Origin of the sequence: Actinomadura sp. NPDC047616 (assembly GCF_040642915.1) — a bacterium.
Lineage (GTDB): Bacteria > Actinomycetota > Actinomycetes > Streptosporangiales > Streptosporangiaceae > Spirillospora > Spirillospora miaoliensis.
Window position 1 is genome coordinate 63,813 of sequence record NZ_JBEYTB010000024.1, and the last position, 21,343, is coordinate 85,155.

Genomic DNA, 21,343 nt, shown 5'->3' on the forward strand with positions numbered 1-21,343 from the left:
CATGATGTCGCTATGACGCCCACTCGGCCTAGGGGTGTCGGTGCGGCGCTCACCTCCGCGTCGATCGAGGTCAGGGATGCCGGAGCGGCATTCTCGGTCAGGTCATCAGGTCCTCGGCGGCCTGCCGGATCAGCTCGAGGGACTCGCCCGCCGGCAGCGCCTCCTCCAGCAGCACCTCGAAGTTGTCGCGGTACTCGGCGATGCGCGGCTCGTCGCCCGTGATCATCGCGCTGGTGCCCGGACGGCCCTCCAGATACAGGACGTCGCCGAGGCCGCCCTCGAACTCCAGGAGCGTGAAGGGCCCGTAGATGCCCAGGTGGGCCCCTCGCGAGAAGGGGATCACGCGGACGGTCAGCAGGTCGCTGCGCTCGGCGGAGTCGGCGATGTGGCGCAACTGGTTCGGCATGATCACCGGGTCGGTCTGGATGCCGACATGGCGGCGGATCACGGCCTCGTCGATGATGTAGTACTGCCGGGGCGGGTTCTCGCGTCTGGCGAGTTCCTCCTGGCGCTGCATGCGCAGCTTCACGGCGAGCGCCCGGCTCGTGGGATTGGCCATGCCGGTGGCGAGCACCTCGGCGTATTCGCGGGTCTGCAGGAGGCCGGGCACCACCGTGCCGTGGAAGTTCCGGATGAAGGACGCCCCGGCCGCGTAGCCGACGAAGTTCAGGAAAGTGTCGTCCAGCTCGTTCTTGTAGGCGTTCCACCAGGCGGGCTCGCGGGCGCCGCGGGCCAGGGCCTGCAATCGCTCCTGCCGGCTCTCCGACGTCACGTCGTAGACCATCAGCAGGGCCTGCAGGTCGGTCCGGGTGATGGCGTTCTTTCCGCCCTCGATCCGGATGACCTTGGACGGGGACCACTCCAGAGCCCGTGCCACCTGCTCCTGCGTCATTCCCTTCTCTTTACGGAGCCTGACGAGCTCACTGCGCAACAGCGCGCTCTGTACAACCGGGCCCTGATCACTAGCCATCGCAAACGCTCACTCTAGGTAGTCGCAGTGTGGTCGATATCACATGCCGATGTGCCACCTGGCAGTCGGGCACCTGGCGCGCCGGTCACCTGCAACTCGACAGCTGACCCCCGGCGTCGCCGTTCCGTTGTACCCCAACACCCCTCCGTCACGTGGCCGGTAACGCGGAATTCAGCTTGCGTACTGCTGCGCGGCACTAGACCATGTTGTACGGTGCTAGGTAGCAGATTAACAGGATACGCGCTGACATACAGCGTCACGGCATGTTAGAGTAAAGAAACGATCTTGACGCAGGGTCAGGATTCCGGGTCGACGCTCCACTCGGCCGGCCCGCACCGGCCCCGCCACGCCCGGGGCGCCCACGCCGGGCCGTCCGCACAAAGGAGGTCCCGCAGGCATCGACATTCCGAGCATTCACCTGGAAAAGCCAAGGGCCACCCTGCGCTCTCCATCGATCACCGGTAGCCAGCCAAGCGAATCGAAGGAAAGCGGAGGGCGACCCTTCGGAGCCGTCAGATGAGTTCGCCGAGCCGTGACCGCCCCGCGTCATCGCCGCAGTTCGGCCGTTTGACCAGGCAAAACACCTCCAGCGGACTCACCCAGTCTAACCGCGATCAAGCGGCAGAGGCTATAGGTGACCGCGACTTGCGCATTACACACCGCTCCATCGCCCGATATTCCCAGGCCACGCGACCGGATCCGGGTGCCCGCGCAAGCCGCCTTCGAGACTTGGGATTCTCGACCATGCGTACACAGCAGAATCCGCGTCGGAAAGCCGACGTCATTTCTGTGCGCCGTCGTCCCGCGGCCCCGACCGGGCCGTCGAGCTCCCTCACGACGTCGCTCCGCACCCCTCGCCGTACGCCCGTCCCGTCCGGTGTCCCCTCGCCCGGCCGCCCGCGCGCGGCACAGAGGGACGGCACCCGGCTCGGGAGGGCGCGATGATGACCTTCCACCCCCACCGGCACGACCCGGACGCGATCGTCAGCCGTCCGTCCCTGCGATCCGTGGACAGGACGCGCCGCCAGCAGGCCGTGCGCGAACATCACCACGCCCAGCCGGCAAAGCCCGCCGCTCACGTCCAGCCGACCACGGCGGCCCATGCCCAGCCCGCCACCGGCCGCGGGTTCTGGGGAGCCCTCACCCACGCCGAACGCAAAGCGTTCGCCAGGGACGCCGAGACGGTCGGGCTGCCGATCGGTCATGTGCTGTGGCGCGAGGGCGACGCCGCCGGCCACGTGCTGGTCATCCGGTCCGGCTGGGTGAAGATCTGCGTCCGGCGCAAGGGCTGGGAGCGGATCATCGCCGTCCGCGGTCCCGGCGACCTGATCGGAGAGCGCGCCGCCATGCAGGTGCGGCGGCGTTCGGCCACCGTGGTCGCGCTGGACACCGTCCACGCGCTGCGCGTGTCCACCGGCGCGTTCGCCGCCGTCCTGGCCGAGCATCCGCGCATCCTCCGCGTCATCGAGGAGCAGATGTACGACCGGCTCACCGAGCAGACCGCCACCTCCGCCTACGCGAACGACTCCCCGTGGCCCGTGGTGGCCTCGGCGGTGCCCCACCCGCGCGCGGCGGACGACGCCGTGGCGCCCTCCCCCGAGGCGTCCGCGCCGGTGACCGCGCCGGTGGCCGACATCCGCGCCGGGCAGAACTGCACGATCCTGTTCACCGACATCGTGCGGTTCAGCGGAACGCACCGCACCGACGACGACCGGCTCGTCGTGCGCCGCGTCATGTACGACCTGCTGCGCGGCGCGCTGGAGGACTCCGACGTCCCCTGGGAACCGTGCCACCGCGAGGACCGCGGCGACGGCGCCCTGGTGATCGTCCCCGCCGAGATTCCCACCCGCCGCCTCGTCGATCCGATGCTCGCGCTGCTCACCGCCGGGCTGCGCCGCCACAACCGCGCCGCCGGCGAGGCCACCCGCTTCCAGCTGCGGGTCGCGCTGCACGTCGGCCCCGTCGTGCCGGACGACCAGGGCGTCTCCGGCCTGGCGATCATCCAGACGGCGCGGCTGCTGAACGCGCCCATCCTGAAGGAATGGCTCGACCGGACCCAGGCCGACGTCGGCTTCATCGCCTCGGCCTTCGTCTACGAGTTCGTCATCGCGCACGCTCCGGGCCTGGTGAACCCGGCCAGCTACCAGCGCGTGACCTGCAAGGTGAAGGACGCGGAACTGACGGGCTGGATGCACCTGTCCAGCGCCACCATCCCGCCCGCGGCCTGACCGCCGCCTCTCACCGCTGCGCGCACCGCCGGGTCCACCCCGCGCCCGGCCTCTGCGCCCCCCGTCTCCGCCGCCGGGCGCTCATCATGAGGCGTCACCGGCCGCGTGTCACAGGACGGCCGTGCCGATGAGACCCTCTCGCGTGACCAGGGCCGCCAGCGCGTCCTCCGCCAGCCCCTCGGTGCCGTCGGGACGGCGCGGCAGCACCATGTAGCGCACCTCCGAGCTGGAATCCCACACCGCGATCTCGACCTCGTCCGGCAGGGTCAGGCCGAACTCGGCGAGCACCTCGCGCGGCTCCCGCACCACCCGGGCGCGGTAGGCGTGACTCTTGTACCAGGACGGGGACGGCCCCAGCAGCGACACCGGATAGCAGGAGCACAACGTGCACACGATCACGTTGTGGACGCGCGCGGTGTTCTCCACGACCTTCAGCCGGTAGCTCATCGGCACCGAACCGGACGTGCCGAGCCTCACCTCCGCGGCCGCGGCGTTGCCGTCGGACAGCAGGCGTTCACGGAAGGCGGGGTCGGTCCAGGCGCGCGCCACCAGCCGGGCACCGTTCGTGGGCGACGCGTCCCGCATGAACCGGCCGAGCGTCGCGTCCAGTTCCTGGTCACTGGTGAGCCCGGCCGCGATCGCCCGCTCCTCCAGGCGGCGGACGCGCGCGGCCACCGGCGAGTCAGCATGGCTCAAGGTAGGACTCCCACAGGTCGACGGCGACGGTGTGCCGGCCTGTCCCCCACAGGTCGCGGGCGGCGAAACGCACGCTGTAGACGGTCTCCACGCGCGGCGGGTCGATGCCGCGGACGCGGTCGTCCGGCAACGGCCACGCCCCGTGCGTCTCGACGACCTCGCCCACCTGGCCCCGCACGTAGCGCGGCACACGAGTGTGGTGCGGCGGGTCGACGGCGCGGACCCGCACCCGGTCCCCGGGCCCGTACACGGCGGCGCGTCCGTCGTCAGCCAAGGCCCTTCTCCTCCAGAAGGTTCTCTATGGCCTGCAGCCAGCGCTCGTAGTACGAGCTACGCAGATAGACCTCCGGCGGAAGCCTCTCGATGGCGTCGCGAAGCTCGTCCAGGTGGTACGCCCCGTTGCGCACCAGCGTCATGTTGAGCGCGTACACGCGAGCCTCCCAGTCGGCGTGGAACGGCGGCTCGTCCCCCACGACGACCGGCACGGGACCGAACCCGTCCTGGCCGCCCATGTCGTGCACCCTGCTCATAACCCGACGCTACCCCGCCCCCCGCCTCGATGCACAGGCCGCTGTGCGGGCCGGTAAATGGCCGCGCCGCCGACTACCCTTGCGGGGGTCGGCGGCGCGACGTACAGCCCGCGTGCCGAAGATCAGGCCGCCGCCCGCTCCCGCACGCCGCCGGTCAGGACCTGACGCAGCACGTCCGGCTTGTCGGTGATGACGCCGTTCACGCCGAGCCCGATGACGTTGCGCATCGCGGCCGGGTCGTTCACCGTCCAGGTGAAGACCTCCATGCCCAGCGCGTGCACCCGCTTGACGTACGCCGAGGTCAGATCGGTGTGGCGCGGGTTGATCTGGTCGGCGTCCGCGGCCAGGGCGGGCAGCTGCTCGACGGTGGGCGTGCCGAGCAGGCCGATCGGCACCCCCGGCATGATGTCGCTGAAGCGCTCCATCGACTCCCAGTTGAACGACTGCACGACCAGCCTGCGCTCACGCGGGTCGGGCAGCAGCCACAGCGGGTTGCGCCTGAGCTCGTCGGCGATCCGCTTCTCGATGCCGGGGTACAGCTCCGGCGACTTCACCTCCAGCAGCAGCCCGATACCGCTGTGCCGCATGGCGCGCAGCGACTCGCCCAGCGTCGGCACCGGCTCGCCCGCGTACTCGGCGCCGAACCACGACCCGGCGTCCAGCTTGCGGATCTCCGCGAGGGTGAAGTCGGCGACCCGCCACGGCGCCCGGTCGGGGAAGACCTCCTCCACGTTGGTGGTGCGGGCCAGCGTGGTGTCGTGGATGACGACCAGCTTGTGGTCCTTGGTCTCCTGCACGTCCAGCTCGAACATGTCGGCGCGCTGCTTGCGGGCCAGCTTGAACGCGGCGATGGTGTTCTCCGGCGCGTACGCGGAGGCACCGCGGTGCGCGACGACCGTGACCTTCCCGAGGTTCGACGTCGATGCGGCCGCGTCCGCGTCCGCCGCTGTACCGGTGACCAGCGTGGCGGCCACGGCGGCGGCGAGGGTGAGACCGAGCCGTCGGAACATTGGCACCCCTTGCAGGTAGGCGATGTCGGTCCAACCCTTGAGCCGTCCGGTGACACTCAAGTAACAGATCGATAGCAGCTCGCGTAATCCAGATGGACGAGACACGCCGCACCCGCCCTATCGGCCCGCCTTAATCCGCCCGCCTGCTCCCCCGCCACACCACCAAAGGCGACACATCACCCCCCGACACGCGCTCTGCGGCCCGCGACCCAAAAACGCCATCCGCCCACATTCCACCCGCCGCACGACACGGCCCCAATCAGCGAAAAGCCCCCCACCGGGTCCCGCCGCCACCGGCCCCACCCACCGCCCTGCCACTCAGCAACGCGTCGCCCCTCCCCTGGGCCGTACTACTGCGCTGGCGCCCCCGGCCCTCGCCAACCTTCGCTGCTGCTACACACACTGACCGCCTCGTCGCCCCCGCCCACCATCGTGCGCCACACCACGCCGCCCTGAACACCAATCCACCAACCGTCACCGGCAAAGACGCGCTCTCCCACACCTCACGAACAGGCCAGCACGAGCAGACACCAGAAAGGGAACCCACCAGGCACAACCACCGAACACCGCACCGGACGCCTCGACGCCGACAACCCCAACACCACGCGAACAACGCCAAACGGCCGCCGCCTATCACCCGGCCCGGCGCGATGAAATCAACCGTCATCCACCGTCGCGTCAACACCGGACAACGGCATCGACTCAACACCGCGCGACGGCATCGACACGGCCCCGGGCGAAGGTTTGGGTTCGGTGCTGGGCGAGGGTGTGGGTTCGGTTCTGGGTGGGGGCACTGGGTGGTCGTTCGCTATGGGGCGTGCAGGGGTGGGCGCGGACTTGATCTGGTTTGGGCGGGGTGCATCGTCTGCGGATTCGGATCGCTTGAAGGGCCTGAGGCCGGGGATTCTCGTGCGGGACGGCTTCGCCTGCCGGACGATCCCCGGCCACGGCGACGTGTCGCCCGCAGGAAGCCGTCGGCGGCGGACGACGCGGGGGCGCGGGAGAAGGCGCCGCCGGGCGGTGGGGACGAAGGGCGGACGAGGCATCGCGAGCCTGGTCGGCTTGCTGCGGCCGCGCAGGATGACCGAGGCGCCGAGCTCCCACTCCTCGGCCTCGGCCGGGCGGGCCTCCCGTAGCAGGGCGCCGGAGGCCAGGACCCGGCCGGGGAAGGTCTTGGCGAGGTCGCTGAGGCGGGCGGCTTCGTTCACCGGGTCGCCGATCACCGTGTACTCGAAGCGCTGCTCGGCGCCGATGTAGCCGGCGACGACCGGGCCCGCCGACACCCCGACGCCCGCGTCCAGCTGCGGCACCTCCGTGCGCAGCCGGGCGGCCAGTTCCCGGGCGGCCCCCAGCGCGGCGCCCGCGGCGTCCGGGAGACGGGTGGGCGCGCCGAAGATGGCCAGCGCGGCGTCGCCCTCGAACTTGTTGATCCAGCCGCCATGGCGGCCGACCACGTTCACCACCACGCCGAAGAACGCGTTGAGCAGTACGACGACCTGGTCGGGTGAGCGGCTGTCGGCGAGGCGGGTGGAACCGGCCAGGTCGACGAACAGCACGGCGACCTCGCGGGTCTCCCCGCCCAGCCTGATGTCGCCGCTCTCCAGCGCAAGGTGGGCGACCTCCTCGCCGACGTGCCGTCCGAACAGGTCGCGCAGCCGCTGGTGTTCGCGCAGACCGGCGACCATGTGGTTGAACCCGGCCTGCAGCTGGCCGACCTCGCTGGCGTCGTACACCTCGACCTGGGCGCCGAGGTCGCCGCGTTCGACGCGGGCCATGCCCTCCCGCACCGACGCGATGGGGTCGGCGACGGCACGGGTCGCGATGTAGGTGACCTGCATCCCGACCACCAGCGCGGCCCCGCCGAGGCCCAGCACGGTGATGGCGAGCTGCGCGGTGCCGATGCCGGGCGTGACCAGCGCCGCGATCGCCACGCAGATCAGGCCGAGGATCGGGATGGCGGTGCCGAGCGCCCAGGCGAGCATGACCCGCGTGGTGACGCCCGGCAGCCGCAGGCCGCGCGGCGGCTCGCTGGCCAGCACCAGCGCGGCCGCCGGGCGCAGCAGCCGTTCCGACAGCAGGTAGACGATGGTGCAGGTCGTCATCGCGCCGAGCAGGCAGGTCAGCCCCGCCTTGACGGCCAGCCGGCCGGTGAACAGCGTCAGGTCGAGCACGGCCCAGCCCGCGGCGCCGCCGCCCCACATCACCCCCACCAGCAGGGTCAGCCGCAGCGGCCCGAGCAGCACGGCGCGCCGCTGCGCCGCGTCGGGGACGCCCTTGTCGCGGACGAGCCGGACGACCGGGCGCCACAGCCGCAGCCCGACGAGCAGCGTCACGGGCGCGGCGACCACCGGATAGCTGAAGAACGCGACGGTGTTGACGACGCGCGCGTACTCGGGGTCGGCGAGCGGCGGGTCGGGCACCACGAAGATGGCGAACAGCAGGACCACCGCGGCGCCGCCCAGGTTGGCCAGGCCCACCACGACCAGCAGCACCCAGCGGACGCGCATCTCGAGCATGGTCCGGGGGACACCGGGGAGGTCCAGGCGGGCTCCGAGCCCACGTGCCACCGCCCTGCCGGTCACCTCTGCCCTCCCCGGTCTCCCGAGGTCCATGACGGCCGTCGTCCCCCGACCCCGGCGACACATTCACCCTAAAGCGCCCCGAAGTCGACGCGATGAAAAACTCCTCACCGCGAGGACATACGGCTGGACGCCGCCGTAAGGACGATGTGTCCCTACGGCGGCGCCCCGGTCAGGTGGTGTTGCGGGCGGTACTACTGGCAGATGCCGGGACGGCGGCCACAGGGGCCTGCTGGGAGCCGCGTCGGACGAACGGCCATCCCGCGACGACGAGCACCAGCCAGCCCGCCATCACGTACAGCGCGACACGGGTGTCGGCCTCCCACGCGATCAGCACGGTGACGAACGCGAAGAACGCCAGCACCAGCAGGCTCGTGAACGGCGCGCCCGGCATGCGGTACGGGGCGGCGGCCAGCCGTCCCGCGGCGACCGCGCGGCGGTAACGCATATGGGCGACGACGATGACCGCCCACACCATGATGGCGCCGCCGGTGGAAACGGAGGTGATGTACTCGAACGCCTTCTCCGGGACGACGGCGTTCACCACCACGCCGATACCCATGACCACCGCCGAGATCACCACCGTCAGGACGGGCACGCCACGGCCGTTGAGCCGCGCCAGGCTCCGGGGACCGTCGCCGTTGGCCCCCGCCGTCCGCAGCATCCGCGACGTGGAGTAGAGGCCGCCCGCGTTGCAGGACGACAGCGCGGCGGTCAGGACCACGAAGTTGACGATGCCGGCCGCGGCCGGGATGCCGATCTTCGTGAAGGCCAGCACGAAGGGGCTCGTGCCCTCCTCGAACTCGGTCCAGCTCACCACCGACAGGATCACCAGCAGGGACCCCAGGTAGAACAGCGCGAACCGGATCGGCAGCGCGTTGATGGCGCGGGGGATGTTCTTCTCGGGATCCTTGGCCTCGCCGGCCGTCACGCCGACCAGCTCGACGCCCAGGTAGGCGAACATGACCATCTGCAGCGTCATCAGGGTGTGGCCGAACCCGTTGGGGAAGACCCCGCCGTGCGACCACAGGTTCGTCACCGAGGCGGTGCGTCCGGCGTCGGTGAACCCGAAGATCAGCACCGCCAGCCCGACCAGGATCATCATCACGATCGCGGCGACCTTGATCATGGCGAACCAGAACTCCAGCTCGCCGAACAGCCGCACCGAGATCAGGTTGATCACGAACAGCACGACCAGCGCGATCAGGGCGGTCTTCCACTGGTCGAATTCGGGCCACCAGTACTGCACGTACTTGCCCGCGGCGGTCAGCTCGGCCATCCCGGTGGTCACCCAGATGACCCAGTACGTCCAGGCCGTCGCGTATCCCCAGAACGGCCCGAGGAACTCCCGGGCGTAGTCGGCGAACCCGCCCGGGGCGCGCCGGTAGGTCAGCAGCTCGCCGAGCGCCCGCATCACGAAGAACAGCGCCAGCCCCGCGACCGCGTAGGTGAGGATCAGGCTGGGGCCGGCCTTGGCGATGTTGGTCCCCGCACCGAGGAACAGACCGGTGCCGATGGTGCCACCGATCGCCAGCATCTGGATCTGCCGGGTGCCGAGCGCCCGGTGATAGCCCTCCCCGGCCGGTTGAGCCTCCTCAGGGGGCCTGTCGGCAGTGTTTGGAGCCATGTGCCTCTGGGCCTTTCTCTTCTCCGCCGTCCGATGGAACGGCGGCGTCTGCAGTCCCCTTGTGGGTGACCCCGGTCATACTAAGTACTCGCCCAAACCAGCAGGAACGCCGCACCGCCACATCCGAATGTCACCGTACGCGACGACACCGACACTTTGCGCGGCGCCACTGGCGCCCACCCGCCCGAAGCGGCTCCCACCAGCACCTTCTCCCTCTCAACACCCGTCCTCACCGTCCCACCCGGCCCCCCGGCGGCCGCGATATCGAGTTGGCGCTCACCTCGGGCATCGCGTATGCTCTCGGTCGTTGCCAAACACCGGCGAGGGCCGGTCAGGGAACACCTCCGGAGCGGTTAGGCTCAGGAGAGCAAGGTCCTGTGGAGCAGTTAGGAGTGCTCGCCACCCTGTCAAGGTGGAGGCCGCGGGTTCAAATCCCGTCAGGACCGCCAGGCGTGCCGCCGTCTCCGGCGCGTCATGGGCAGGTAGCTCAGTCGGTACGAGCGTCCGCCTGAAAAGCGGAAGGTCGGCGGTTCGACCCCGCCCCTGCCCACACCCTTGGAGCAGCCAGAACGCCCCGGAGCCAGCAGGCCCGGGGCGTTGTCGTTGACAGCAACAACCACCATGACACAGCGGACGGTCGGCCACTGATATGAGCTAGAGGTTATATTGGCGGTGCGGCCTGGGACGTCATCCTCCTGTCGAGAGCTGGTTCCTCAAGCTGTGCGAGTCCGACGTGGACACCGCCGCGTTGATCGAGCAAGCCATCGACAGGCTGGCCGAGGTCGGGCCGACGCTGGGACGGCGGCTCGTCGACACCCTCGACACAGCGAGCTCCGCAACCTCAAAGAGCTGCGTCCCGGCAGCCGAGGCCGATCCGAGATCCGCATGCTGTTCGTCTTCGATCCGGACCGTGCCGCGATCTTCCTCGTAGCAGGAGACAAGGCCGGGCGGTGGTCCCGCTGGTATGACGAGGCCATCCCACTGGCCGAAGCCCGCTACGCCGAGTACCGGGCCGCGAAGGACAAGGAGGCCGGACGATGAGCACTGGACGCCGCTGGCAGGACATCAAGGCCGAAGCACACCGCCGCAACCCCGAACTGGCCGACCCCGAGCGCCAGGCCCGAGCACGCGCCGAACTGGACGCCTACGTCGACGGCCACCACCTCAAGGAACTTCGCAAGGCCGTCGGCAAGACGCAGGCCGAGGTAGCCCAAGTTCTCGGAGTTTCGCAATCCCGGGTTTCCCAGATCGAGAACGGCGATCTTGAAGCCATGGAGTTGGAGACGCTCCGCGCCTACGCCACCGCGCTTGGGGGGCATGTTGACATCACCGTCAGCGTCGGCCCCCACTCCATCAAGGTCGCCTGAGCCGCCGAGGCTGACAGCAACAGCGGCCACCAGCCCCGGCCACGGGCGCACTCCGGCAGCCGGTCGGCCTCGGTCGATGTCTCACCGGCAGGGGCGTTGTCATAGCTGAAAAGCGGAAGGTCGGCGGTTTGGCCCTGCCCCTGCCCACATCCGGTGAGCAGCAGAAACGTCCCGGAGCTGTGCGGCCCGGGGTGTTTTTGTTGACAGCAACCCGTGGGCGGCAGGCGGCCGGTCAGCGAGGCTGATATGAGCCAGAGGTTAGATCGGTGGCGCCTCTCGTCCTGGAACCTGTCGAGAGCTGGTTCTTCGGGAGGATTCGCACTGCTGCATTGGTCGAGTAGGCCATCTACAGGCTGGCCGAAGTCGGGGTGACGGTGGGACGGCCGCTCGTCGACACCCTGGAACACGGCGAGCTTCGCAACCTCAAGAAGTTGCGTCGCGGTAGCCGAGGTCGGTCACTCCATGTGGGCCTGCATTTGGCGTGCTCCATACCTCTTGTCACAGGTCGAGCTGGCTTTCCTAGAAGGACATGGCTGGGAAGGGCTTCTCCGGGTTGGGCTCAGTCTTTTTATGGAGGGCTGAGGACTGTGCGGTCGCCGTCCCGTTCGTAGGCCACGACCTGGACGACCGGGAGGCGGGCCGTCTCCGGGGGTGTGCCGCCAGCGCGTGGGCCCGGTACCACCAGCAGCGGCGACCCGCCCGGCCGGTCCTGGCCCTTCTCGTGTGAGCCCAGTTCGCCGACCGTCTTCAGCCGTACGACGCTCGGACCCGCCGCCGCCACCAGATGCCAGCGCTGGGGCGACCGCCACCACAGGACGGCGGCCATCGTCCCTGCTGAGGAGGTGGTGTCGCTGTTCGTCCTGCCCCGCTCGGACAGTGCCCGTCCATCGTCGGAGATCAGGATCGAGATGCCCGGGGCGCCCCGCGGCGAGGACGCGTCCACGGTCAGCAGCGTTGCCCGGTCGCCGCCGTCAGGCAACTCGCCGCTCCACAGGTGGCCCAGCAGCAGGTCGCCCGACTCGCTCAGCGTCATCGCCGACTCGCAGGCGACGGCGTGCAGCGCCGCCCAGCGGAACCGCTCCTTTTGTTCCGGCGGGTCGCGGAACCACACCCGCGGCGCCGGGGACCGCGGGTTGTTCGAGGCGAGCTGCGTGACCGTCTGTTGCCGCCCGCCGGTGGCCGGACGGAACGTCATCTGGAAGACCACGTAGTTCTGGCAGCGCGGTGTGAACCAGTGCCACGGCAACGGATCGCTCAGCCCGTCCCGGACCGTCACCGGCAGCCAGTCCGGAGAGCGTTCGGACGGCACCGCCGCCCGAACGTCCCCCAGCCATGGCGGGACGAGGTAGCGCCACGTCATGCCCAGCATGATGAGCTGCCCCGCGCCCGTCCCAAGTCGGCCGACCGACTCCACGCCGCGTGACAGGCGCCGCTCGAAGTACTGCGCCACGCTGGGCGTCTCCCGCGGGCCGGGAGAGTCGCGCAGCACGACGAGGGACGCGCCGTCCACCATCCCGGCGTACAGGACGACGACGCGGCCGATCGGCGGGTCGCGGCGGTCGGCCCGCCAGGCGTCGGCGGCCCGGCGCAGCAGCCTCGCGTCGTGTCGCAGCCCGCCCTGGGCGGGCCACTCGTTGATGGTGGGCGTGCCGGTCGTCCGCCACGCGCGCGGGTCGATCGCGGAGGGCTCGCCGGCCCCCTCGTCCGGCCGGGTGAGGACGAACCCGGCGACCACCAGCAGCGCCCCCGCGAGCACGGCCGCCACGGCGGTGCGCCAGGCGGGCGGGCCGGCGGGTGGCGGGCGGAGCCGGACGAGGTCGGGGTCGAACGCCTCGATCTCGGCCCGCTGGGCGGCCTCGTCCAGTCCCGTCCGGCCGTCCACGGCGGCGGTGGCCCGGTCGACGTCCCGGAAGTCGACCTGGATGTGGACGCCCAGCTCGGCGGCGACCTCGGGTGCGGTGAGGCCGTCGCGGCGCAGCAGGTAGGCGAGCCGCTCGTGCGGCGGCAGTTCCAGCAGCGCCGCCCGGACCGGCCCCGGCGGGGTCCGCGCGGGCTCGAAGACAAGGCGGTGCAGCCGGTGCCGCCCGGTGGGCGGCTCGGTCAGCAGGATCGCGACGAGCCGCGCCCGCATGGCCGGGTAACCGCCGCGCCGCACCCGGGCCGCGCCGGCGGCGACGCGACGGGCGCGCATGAGCGGGGCGTCGCCGTCGTCCAGCACCAGGTACGCGAGCCGCAGAAGGTTGGCGTAGTGCTCGCGGTCGACCATCCGCATCGGGCACCTCCCGCCCGCATTGTGCGCACCGGCCGGTAACGGCTGGATTGAGATGGCCGTCGTATGCGCCGCGTTGAGGCCAATCCGGCAACTTGGCGGATACGGCCCCCGCTCCGACGAAGGTTGCCCGGTTTCAGGGAGTGTCGATACGGGACGGGGAAGACCGGCCCATCTGGCCGGTTCGGCCAGGTTTTTTGCGTTCGGCTTAATGCCTCGGGCCGTGACGCGCGAGGCGGATAGCGGGATGATGCGCTCGGGGTCGTCGGTTTCGGCCCGGACGAGCACAGCGCCCACCGCTCGCGAATGAGAGTTCTCTGTCGCTGCCGGAAGGAACAGCCCGGTGCCGGTCGACGAGAGGCGGTATTGCCCGTCCTGGAACCCGAACGCGGGACGGATGTCGCAACGCGGCGGCGCGTCGGCCACTGGATGCCTGTGGCGGGTCCGGTTTTAGACGCCGCGCACACCGCCTGGCTGAACCCGGTGGCGGCCTACCGACTGTTCTTATTCGAGCGCCGGGCGGCCGAGACGGGCTGGAGGTCGTATCCCTTACGCCTCTACTTGTGAGGCGGAACGGTCAGGGCCGTGGGATAGCTGGGCTTCGGCGTTGTCCAGCCACTGCCGGTACCACCGGGCGAATCCCATCGGGGTCCCATCGGTGTCGAGCAGCGGCCGGAAACCGCAGCCGTCGGCGGTGTCGTCAGCCCACATCTGGCCCCTTGCCGGTCCGCTGACGACGAGCGCCTCGCGATTCGCACAGCCCAGGTGGCACAGGTAGAGAAGCCCGATCGAATGCTCAGGCCGGTAGACGACCTCGTCGTGCTTCTCCCAGTAGGCGTCCTCGGCTGCGTTGAAGGCTTCCAGCGAACTGTAATCCTCTTCGTCGGGCGGGTCAGGCAACGCGTCGGCCGGGTTGAAGGCTTCACTGTGCGGAAAGGGCTGCGCCAGCGTGTCGAGGTCGGTGAGATCGGCGCCGTCGCCCTCCCAGCGCCATCGCCCATCCACTCGACGGACCGGGAAGAGGCCATACGCGGGGCCCGCCCCTCCTCTGCCTGCCTCCAAGAGGAACGATCGATACTCGCCAGGCAGCTCCACCCTCAGCTGCTCCTCGATCTCTCTTATCTCGGCGGCGCTCAGCGGCGGCTCAAGGCGCCATCCGTGACTCGTCGCCCCGAAGACATCGCCTGCGTCTGCGTCAGCGGCCAGGCGCGCGAGCCGTTCACCTACATCCGACCAGTCAGAGGGCGTCACGGTCGGCACGATATCTCAGGGCCGTCCCACCTCACGGGGTAACAGCGACGCGTTCACGTCGGTCGGGGCGAAGGGCTTGGAGCCGCGACGGCGCAGGCATTTTTGAGCAGGTCAGCGAGCCGGGCCGAGGTGGTTGGGGATGCGGAGGGGCTACGGGTGCTCGTGGGAGGGGCGGGGGGTGGTCAGGAAGGCCGTGGCGGCTGCCAGGGTGGCTATTCCTTCGCCTATGAGGCTGATTGTTTTCTCGGTGTACCAGGCGGGGTCGTGCATGGCGGGGATGGGGCCGAGTTGGCCGACGTCCACGTAGTAGTAGAGGAGGAGGGCGCCGACGGCGCTTCCGGCGACGAGGAAGGCGACCGCGTAGGTCCATTTGCGGGCCCAGGCGAGGACGAGGACGCCTGAAACCGCGGCGAGGACGGCCTGGGCTCGGAAGAGGTCGTCGCCGGGGATGGTGCCGTCGCCGCCGCCAGGGCCGGGGGCCATGTCCGGTGCGAACTGCCAGTGGACGTAGGCGTCGGCCGCCAGGCCCGCGGCTGTGAGTAGACGCAGCAGGATTCCCATACCAATGGAACGGTGCGCCGGCCGCTGACGGATCAATTCAGTGGCCCGGGAAAGCCTGGGTGTGGTTGGTGATGGCGGGGGGGCGGTCGGCTCCTCGGCGAGGCTGGCGGCGGTGGTCTGGTTGGTGAGCTGTTCGATGAGGTCGCCTGGGTGTCTTCGCGGGCGGCGGTGCTGCCGGGCTCTTGGTGGCTGCCGTCCTGGGGTTTTGGGTTGTTTGCGCCGGTTGGGCAGGGATGTTTGTGATTTGGGGCGTGGCATTCGGGCATTTCGGGGTGCGTTCGGTGTGTATGTTCTGGGGGCATGCATCTGGCGCGGGTGTTCGACGAAGGTGCGGGTAACGGGAAGCGGCCGTCGGTGTCGCGGCCTCCCGTGCCAGAGCACGAGGTCGAGCGGGTAGTGCAGTACCTGCGGAACGGAAAGGTGGTCATGGCGGCGCGGTCGTACGCGCCGGACCAGGTCGATCCGTCCCGGGGCGACGAGGTGCCCCTGGTCTTTCACACCGACGGGACGTGGGTGTGGGCGGGGGCCGTCTACTACTACCTCAAGGAGCACGGCATTCCACCGCAGCCCGAACTGGTCCATCACATTCGGGCGCGGAACTTCCAACCGGCTGAGGTGGACGACGCCACGATGGATGTGGCGATCGAAATCGCGACCGGTCAGCCGGAGCCGGATCCGCCCGCGCCGCTGCCTCCCCCTGGGCCGCCCCAGCCGGGGCCGCCTCCGGCACCGTATCCGGGGCCGTTCCAGGGGGCGCCGGGGGCGTACGGGCCGGGTGCAATGCCTTTCGCTGGGCCTCCGCCCGTTCCGCCCGCGCCCGCGTGGCCGCAGGGGTACGGACAGCCTTTCCCGGGTGGGCCGGCGCCGTTTCCTGGGGCGCCGCCAATGCCACCGCCTCACGCCCCCGTACCTCCGCAGCCGGCTCCGCCGGATGAGTGGGCGACGGAGGTGAAGCGGCGCTTGAAGGAACTGGGCGTGGACTCCGGCGCGTACCGGATCGGCGAGGTCGTGGACGGCGCCTGGTGCATGGTGTCGGAGGGCGGTCGCTGGGCGGTTTTCCAATCGCGTCATGGGGAGCGCCGCAGGCACGCCATGTTCGACGCCCCTGAGCAGGCGGCGACGTATCTCGTCGGTGGTCTGCTGTTCAAGCCCGGGCGCAAGCGTAAGGACGGGTCGATCGAGCCGCTTCCGGGTGAGCCCCCACTCAATCTGTTCCGTAACCGGCAGATGATCGAGCTTCCTCCGGGGACGACGGTCGATCGCTACGGCGACAACAGCGGGAACGTGGCGTTCACCGCGGGCACGCCCGTGCCGCAGCGGTCACTGCCACCGGACTGGGCGAACCGTCCCTACCAGGCGTTCCGGTTGCAGCGGCCGCTGAAGGTGCTGATGGGCGTGACGCTGCCGTCGTTCGAGCAGCCCGGGGGCGGCACCGCGTACATCTTCGAGCGCTCCATCGCGGAGTTGCTCGCCGACGGTTCGATGGTCGTCGCTCATTAGGTGTTCGCCGCACGGCCCCTCATGTCGGTGGCTTCGGCAGGGTCAGGGCGGCTGGGGCGTCGGGTGGGACGGCGGGGCTGCGCGGCGGGACGCTTTGGACGCGGCGGTAGGGGGTCCCCAGCGGGGGGCGTGGGTCGGTGTCGCCGCGGTTTGGCCAGAAGCTCATGGCGCGTTCGGCCTGGGCGGTGATGGTGAGTGACGGGTTGACGCCCAGGTTCGCCGTCACGGCGGATCCGTCGACGACGTGCAGGCCCGGGTGCCCGTAGACGCGGTGGTACGGGTCGATGACCCCTGTCTCGGGGGAGTCGCCGATGACGCAGCCTCCGATGAAGTGGGCGGTGGTCGGGATGTTGAACAGGTCGAACCACGTGCCGCCAGGGGTGGCGTCGAGTTCTTCTGCCAGCAGCCGCACGGCCTTGTGCGCGACGGGGATCCAGGTGGGGTTGGGTTCGCCGATGCCTTGGCGGGCCGTCAGGCGGCGGCCTAGGAGGGTGCGGCGTTCGGTGACGGTGATGGAGTTGTCGGCGGTCTGCATGACGAGGGCGATGATGGTGCGCCGTGACCAGTCCCGTAGGGAGAGGCCGCGTAGTACGACGTCGGGTCGCCGTAGGGCATGGCCCAGGAACTTCGCCCAGCGCGGGATGCGGCCGCCGCCGTCGATGAGAAGGGTCCGGATGAGCCCCATGAGGTTCTGGCCCGGCCCGTAACGCGTCGGTTCGACGTGCGTGTGCTCGTCGGGGTGGAAGGACGAGGTGATGGCCAGGCCGGTGCTGTGGTCGACGTCCTCGGAGCGGTGCCGCAGGGTCAGGCGTTCCACGCCCAGGAGCGCTTCGGAGTTGGTGCGGGTCAGTTCACCCAGGCGTGGGGACAGGTGGGGCAGAGCGCCCTTGGCCCGCATGCGGTGGAGCAGCCGTTGGGTTCCGTACGTTCCGGCGGCGAAGACGACGTGTTGCGTGGTGAGTCGTACCCGGCGGCGGCCGGGGAGCGCCCTGGAGCGGACGGCCTGTATGTCGTAGCCGCCGTCCGGGCGGGGGGCGACAGCCGTGACGGTGGTGTCGGGGACGATTTCGGCGCCGGCGCGCTCGGCCAGGTAGAGGTAGTTCTTGGTGAGGGTGTTCTTCGCGCCCACCTTGCAGCCGACCATGCAGCCGCCGCAGGCCGTGCATGCGCTGCGCCGGGGGCCGGCGCCACCGAAGTAGGGGTCTTCGGTCTCCTCCCCCGGCTTGGTGTGCGCGTCACCGAAGAACACCCCGACGGGGGTCGGGTGGTAGGTGTCGCCCACGCCCATCCGTTCGGCGACGCGGCGCATCGCCTCGTCCGCTGGGGTGACCAGGGGGTTGAGGGTGACGCCGAGCATTCGGCGGGCCTGGTCGTAGAACGGTTGGAGTTCGTCCTGCCAGTCGGTGATGTGTCCCCATTGGCGGTCGGTGAAGAACGGGCGGGGCGGCTGGTAGAGGGTGTTGGCGTATACGAGCGAGCCGCCGCCGACCCCGGCGCCGGCCAGCACCAGCACGCCGGCCTTGCCCCGCACCAGGTGCATTCGTTGGATGCCGCGCAGGCCGAGGCGTGGCGCCCACAGGTACCGGCGCAGACGCCAGGAGGTCTTGGGCAGGGTGGACTCGTCGTAACGTCGGCCGGCCTCCAGGACGGCGACCCGGTACCCCTTCTCGGTCAGCCGTAGCGCCGACACGCTGCCGCCGAACCCCGATCCGATCACGACCACGTCGACGTCGAAGCCGCCGGGGTCAGCCGCCATGGGCAACCTCCCGAGTACCCCCTGAAGCCAGAACACGGTCTCCGACTATCGGCCTGTCGCGGTGCCGCGCACCACGCAGAAAAGGTGGCAACTATGGGTGAGAACTGTGAGCAGCGTGATAAATGCCGGCTAACGGCCCATCCGAAAGGGCACCCAGTGGAGGGGCGGAATCGAGGGCCTTGCTCAAGGTGTTTGTTCGACGTTTGGGTGCACGCTTCGGATGTCAGCCCTCATACGGAACTTGTACGTTGACCGCGCGCGCTTGGCCCGGCCAAGCTGGGCGGCCGCTCGCGGGCCACTCGATGCGGTTCGTCTGGCGTGGCATGGACGGCGTACGTGCGCGGCGCCGTTCGTGCCTGGGGAACGTCAGCACCGCCAGCACGGCCGACAGCACCGCGGCGGCACGCAGCAGGAAGAGGGCGCGGTCCTGGGGCCAGGGCTCCCCGAAGATGAGGGTCGCCGACAGCAGCAGGTGAATCTTCGCCGTCAGCGTGAGGACGGTGACGAACACGCCCAGCCGGCAGCGTTGCAGGCCGATCGACAGCAGCCCCAGGCCGAGCAGCCCGGCGAGCAGGAACAGGTAGGGATGCGGGGTGCGGTGCACGCCGAGGCGTCCGTCGGCGAGCATCAGGGCCGTGCCCAGGCCGAAGACCTCGGCCGTGCCCAGGAGCACGCCGGCGCCCACGCCGTAGGCGATTCCGGTCAGGCGGCGGGCGTGGCGTCCTTGGACGGCGCGGTCGCCCACGCTGAACATCCACAGCGGGATGACGAGCGACGGCACCACGACCACCGCGACCGTCCACCAGGGCGCGTCCGGCGCGGCCAGTGCCTCGTCCCTGCCGGGGAGGGCGAAGGCCGCTGCGCGCGTCTCGAGGACGACGGACGCCGCCGCCAGGACCATCGCGGTGACCGTGAGGGCCACCCCCAGCCATTCCCGCCCGGCGAAACGCTCGCCGAACCACCGGTGCCCCACGAACAGCACGAGGGCCAGGCCGAACCCGTACGCGGGCAACGCGGCCACCAGCGGAAGGCTGAGCAGCGCGACGTCACCCATGGCGAACCCCGCGACGAGCAGCAGCAGGCCCAGCAGCCACAGCGCGCTGCCCGCCGCCTGCGTCAGCACCGGCAGGGGGCGGCGTCCCGTCAGCGGCGACATCGCGCCTGTGGCTCTTTTGAACAAGACGAACGCGACGATGTAGACGGCCTGGGCGGCGCATGCGAGCAGTACCGCTGTCACGGCGCACCTCCGGGGGCGGGGCTCACCACAGTGGGGGAGCCGGGGTGAAACCGGCGGGCGGCGTCCGTCCGGCCGTCGACACGGAAGGAATACATACCGCCAACCGGTGGACACCGCCCGTGATAGCGATGTTGGCACAAGCGTCCGGCCGTTGAATCTGCGTGAATGACGGAGATTGTCGTGGATATGTGTGCCGGATTGAGCAACTCGACACCCGAATGACGTCCTGTGGGCGCATGGTTTGCAGGCGTGTCCACATCAGGTCAACATCGGTGTGCGCGCCACATTGCCCATCACTCAGCGCAGGGGAATGATTGCGGTGCGCACCCGACCGCGGAATGGTGATCACGTGATGCTCGGCAGGACGAACCCGGCCCCGGCCCGACGGACGCGGGACCTCCCGCACTCCGCCGCGCGGCGGCCCCTACCGGCAGTGACGCCATGACCGCCGCGATGGACGCCCTCGGCGACCGGCTGGCCCTCACCGAGGGCGCACGGCAGGGACGGGCCGCCCGCAGGCTCGTCCGGGAACGCGCCGCCAAGGTGGTGGGCGATCCGGCGGCGCTGGACGACATCGAGCTGATGACCGCCGAGGCCGTCGCCAACGCCGTCCTGCACGGCACCGGGGTGGTGCAGATCGGCGTGGCCACGGACGGCCGGCGGCTGCGCGTCGAGGTCCGCGACGAGGGCCCCGCGCGGCGCCCGGGTCACGCGTCCGAGGACGGGGACGACGCGCCGTTCCAGGCGGGATCGTTCCAGCCGAACCGCCCCGCGGCCCCCGAGGCCGCCCGCGCACCGGCCGGGGACGCCGACTCCTCGTGCCGGCACCCGGCCGACCATGGCCGCGGGCTGATCGTCATCGACAGCCTCGCCGAAGAATGGGGCCTGGAGCAGACCCCCACCGAGACGCTCCTCTGGTTCGTCATCAACGCCTGACGCCGCTCGCCTCCCGACGACGCCGAAGGGGAGTGACAAAAGCGCCTGCGCGCGGGTGCCGCAAAGGGACTCACGACGGCTCAGTGGCGGGATGGTTTCTTGTCACCGGAGCCCATAGTTCTGATCGTCTTGAGCGTGGACACTCCCCCCCGGGAGACGCGCGGCCGTCTGGGGAGCGCGCAGCGTTGCGAGTGGGGGACACATGACACGCTCCGTCCGTCGCGGGCGGTACGCCCAGGTGGGAGACGTTCCACACCCTTGAGGTCCGGCAGCTCATGGAGCGCAACTACCGGGCCGGTGGCGCGCGCGCCGTGATCGGGAACTCGTCCGGCGGCGGCGGCGCGATGACCTACGCGGGACGTCATCCCGGCATGTTCAAGTACGTGGCGTCCCTGAGCGGTGTGCTGTCCATGCGTTCACCCGGTATGCCGGTGATGCTGGTGCTCACCAACGCGGGCAACGGGCAGGACCCGTTCGCCATCTGGGGCATTCCCTATGCCGACGACGCCAACTGGGCCGCGCACGACCCGTACGAGCTCGCGCCCAAGCTCCGCGGCACCGGGCTGTTCTTCTCCGCCGGGACCACCGGTCGCCCCGGGCCCGGCGACCCCGACGTGGCGCCCTGGGACATCGGCCTGCTCAGCGAGATCGCCATCGGCGCCAACAACAAGGACTTCCGCAAGCGGCTGGACGCGTTGCGCATTCCCTACACGGCGCACATCTACGGCGACGGGCGGCACAACTGGCCCGCATGGCGTCGTGAGGCGTCGTCCGTGTGGCCGGCGATGATGAAGGCGATCGGCGCCAACAAGGTCTGACCTGACGC

General features: G+C 70.3%; 16 protein-coding genes, 2 tRNA genes and 2 pseudogenes. 8 read left to right on the forward strand and 12 right to left on the reverse strand.

The features are described from left to right. Positions 1-97: 97 nt before the first annotated feature. Positions 98-970 carry a helix-turn-helix transcriptional regulator gene (locus ABZ801_RS38275; protein WP_344953771.1) on the reverse strand — a complete coding sequence of 291 codons (873 nt, stop codon included), beginning with the start codon at positions 968-970 and terminating at the stop codon, positions 98-100. Positions 971-1,911: 941 nt separating this feature from the next. On the opposite strand from ABZ801_RS38275, the gene ABZ801_RS38280 reads away from it, so the two are divergent. Next, positions 1,912-3,198 carry a cyclic nucleotide-binding domain-containing protein gene (locus tag ABZ801_RS38280; RefSeq protein ID WP_360707990.1) on the forward strand — a complete coding sequence of 429 codons (1,287 nt, stop codon included), beginning with the start codon at positions 1,912-1,914 and terminating at the stop codon, positions 3,196-3,198. Between the two features lie 108 nt (positions 3,199-3,306). On the opposite strand, the gene ABZ801_RS38285 is transcribed toward ABZ801_RS38280, so the two are convergent. The 6 genes from ABZ801_RS38285 to ABZ801_RS38310 form a co-directional block, all read right to left on the reverse strand. Next, on the reverse strand, positions 3,307-3,894 hold the full coding sequence (locus ABZ801_RS38285; RefSeq protein WP_360707993.1) for a nitrile hydratase subunit alpha: 588 nt from the start codon (positions 3,892-3,894) through the stop codon (positions 3,307-3,309). Continuing rightward, positions 3,881-4,168 (reverse strand): SH3-like domain-containing protein, encoded by a 288-nt coding sequence (locus ABZ801_RS38290; protein ID WP_344953780.1) that lies wholly within the window; start codon positions 4,166-4,168, stop codon positions 3,881-3,883. Before ABZ801_RS38290 ends, ABZ801_RS38285 begins: the two co-directional genes overlap by 14 nt. Further along, positions 4,161-4,424, reverse strand: a complete 264-nt coding sequence (locus ABZ801_RS38295) for a hypothetical protein (protein WP_360707996.1) — start codon at positions 4,422-4,424, stop codon at positions 4,161-4,163. The genes ABZ801_RS38290 and ABZ801_RS38295 overlap by 8 nt, the downstream gene beginning before the upstream one ends. Positions 4,425-4,546: 122 nt before the next feature. Beyond that, the gene (locus tag ABZ801_RS38300) at positions 4,547-5,434 is read right to left on the reverse strand and encodes a glycerophosphodiester phosphodiesterase family protein (RefSeq protein ID WP_360707999.1); all 888 of its coding nucleotides are present in this window, start codon (positions 5,432-5,434) and stop codon (positions 4,547-4,549) included. A gap of 656 nt (positions 5,435-6,090) precedes the next feature. Next, the gene (locus ABZ801_RS38305) at positions 6,091-7,941 is read right to left on the reverse strand and encodes an adenylate/guanylate cyclase domain-containing protein (RefSeq protein ID WP_360708002.1); all 1,851 of its coding nucleotides are present in this window, start codon (positions 7,939-7,941) and stop codon (positions 6,091-6,093) included. Positions 7,942-8,185: 244 nt separating this feature from the next. Continuing rightward, positions 8,186-9,640, reverse strand: a complete 1,455-nt coding sequence (locus ABZ801_RS38310) for an amino acid permease (protein WP_360708004.1) — start codon at positions 9,638-9,640, stop codon at positions 8,186-8,188. 371 nt (positions 9,641-10,011) lie between these two features. On the opposite strand from ABZ801_RS38310, the gene ABZ801_RS38315 reads away from it, so the two are divergent. From ABZ801_RS38315 to ABZ801_RS38330, 4 genes and pseudogenes are all read left to right on the forward strand, one after another. Further along, positions 10,012-10,089: transfer RNA gene (locus ABZ801_RS38315), tRNA-Asp, on the forward strand. A gap of 27 nt (positions 10,090-10,116) precedes the next feature. After that, positions 10,117-10,190 (forward strand) — tRNA-Phe (locus ABZ801_RS38320). Between the two features lie 139 nt (positions 10,191-10,329). Then, a pseudogene (locus ABZ801_RS38325) lies at positions 10,330-10,681 on the forward strand (type II toxin-antitoxin system RelE/ParE family toxin). Next, positions 10,678-11,007, forward strand: coding sequence for a helix-turn-helix domain-containing protein (locus ABZ801_RS38330; RefSeq protein ID WP_360708007.1), 330 nt, complete (start codon positions 10,678-10,680; stop codon positions 11,005-11,007). Before ABZ801_RS38325 ends, ABZ801_RS38330 begins: the two are co-directional and overlap by 4 nt. Positions 11,008-11,575: 568 nt before the next feature. On the opposite strand, the gene ABZ801_RS38335 is transcribed toward ABZ801_RS38330, so the two are convergent. The 3 genes from ABZ801_RS38335 to ABZ801_RS38345 form a co-directional block, all read right to left on the reverse strand. Next, positions 11,576-13,279: a sigma-70 region 4 domain-containing protein gene (locus tag ABZ801_RS38335; RefSeq protein ID WP_360708011.1), complete on the reverse strand. Its 1,704-nt coding sequence runs from the start codon at positions 13,277-13,279 to the stop codon at positions 11,576-11,578. Between the two features lie 546 nt (positions 13,280-13,825). After that, positions 13,826-14,527 (reverse strand): SMI1/KNR4 family protein, encoded by a 702-nt coding sequence (locus tag ABZ801_RS38340; RefSeq protein ID WP_360708014.1) that lies wholly within the window; start codon positions 14,525-14,527, stop codon positions 13,826-13,828. Positions 14,528-14,677: 150 nt separating this feature from the next. Then, positions 14,678-15,088 (reverse strand): hypothetical protein, encoded by a 411-nt coding sequence (locus ABZ801_RS38345; protein ID WP_360708017.1) that lies wholly within the window; start codon positions 15,086-15,088, stop codon positions 14,678-14,680. Positions 15,089-16,048: 960 nt separating this feature from the next. Here ABZ801_RS38345 and ABZ801_RS38350 point away from each other — a divergent pair. Beyond that, positions 16,049-16,588 carry a TNT domain-containing protein gene (locus ABZ801_RS38350; protein ID WP_360708020.1) on the forward strand — a complete coding sequence of 180 codons (540 nt, stop codon included), beginning with the start codon at positions 16,049-16,051 and terminating at the stop codon, positions 16,586-16,588. A 19-nt stretch (positions 16,589-16,607) separates the two neighbouring features. Here ABZ801_RS38350 and ABZ801_RS38355 read toward each other — a convergent pair whose 3' ends face one another. Both ABZ801_RS38355 and ABZ801_RS38360 read right to left on the reverse strand, forming a co-directional pair. Next, the gene (locus ABZ801_RS38355; protein ID WP_360708022.1) at positions 16,608-18,344 is read right to left on the reverse strand and encodes a GMC family oxidoreductase; all 1,737 of its coding nucleotides are present in this window, start codon (positions 18,342-18,344) and stop codon (positions 16,608-16,610) included. Positions 18,345-18,567: 223 nt separating this feature from the next. Continuing rightward, positions 18,568-19,581 (reverse strand): hypothetical protein, encoded by a 1,014-nt coding sequence (locus tag ABZ801_RS38360; protein ID WP_360708025.1) that lies wholly within the window; start codon positions 19,579-19,581, stop codon positions 18,568-18,570. 441 nt (positions 19,582-20,022) lie between these two features. On the opposite strand from ABZ801_RS38360, the gene ABZ801_RS38365 reads away from it, so the two are divergent. Beyond that, on the forward strand, positions 20,023-20,517 hold the full coding sequence (locus tag ABZ801_RS38365) for an ATP-binding protein (RefSeq protein WP_360708027.1): 495 nt from the start codon (positions 20,023-20,025) through the stop codon (positions 20,515-20,517). Positions 20,518-20,750: 233 nt separating this feature from the next. Beyond that, a pseudogene (locus ABZ801_RS38370) lies at positions 20,751-21,335 on the forward strand (alpha/beta hydrolase-fold protein); the annotation flags it as partial. Positions 21,336-21,343: the final 8 nt, after the last annotated feature.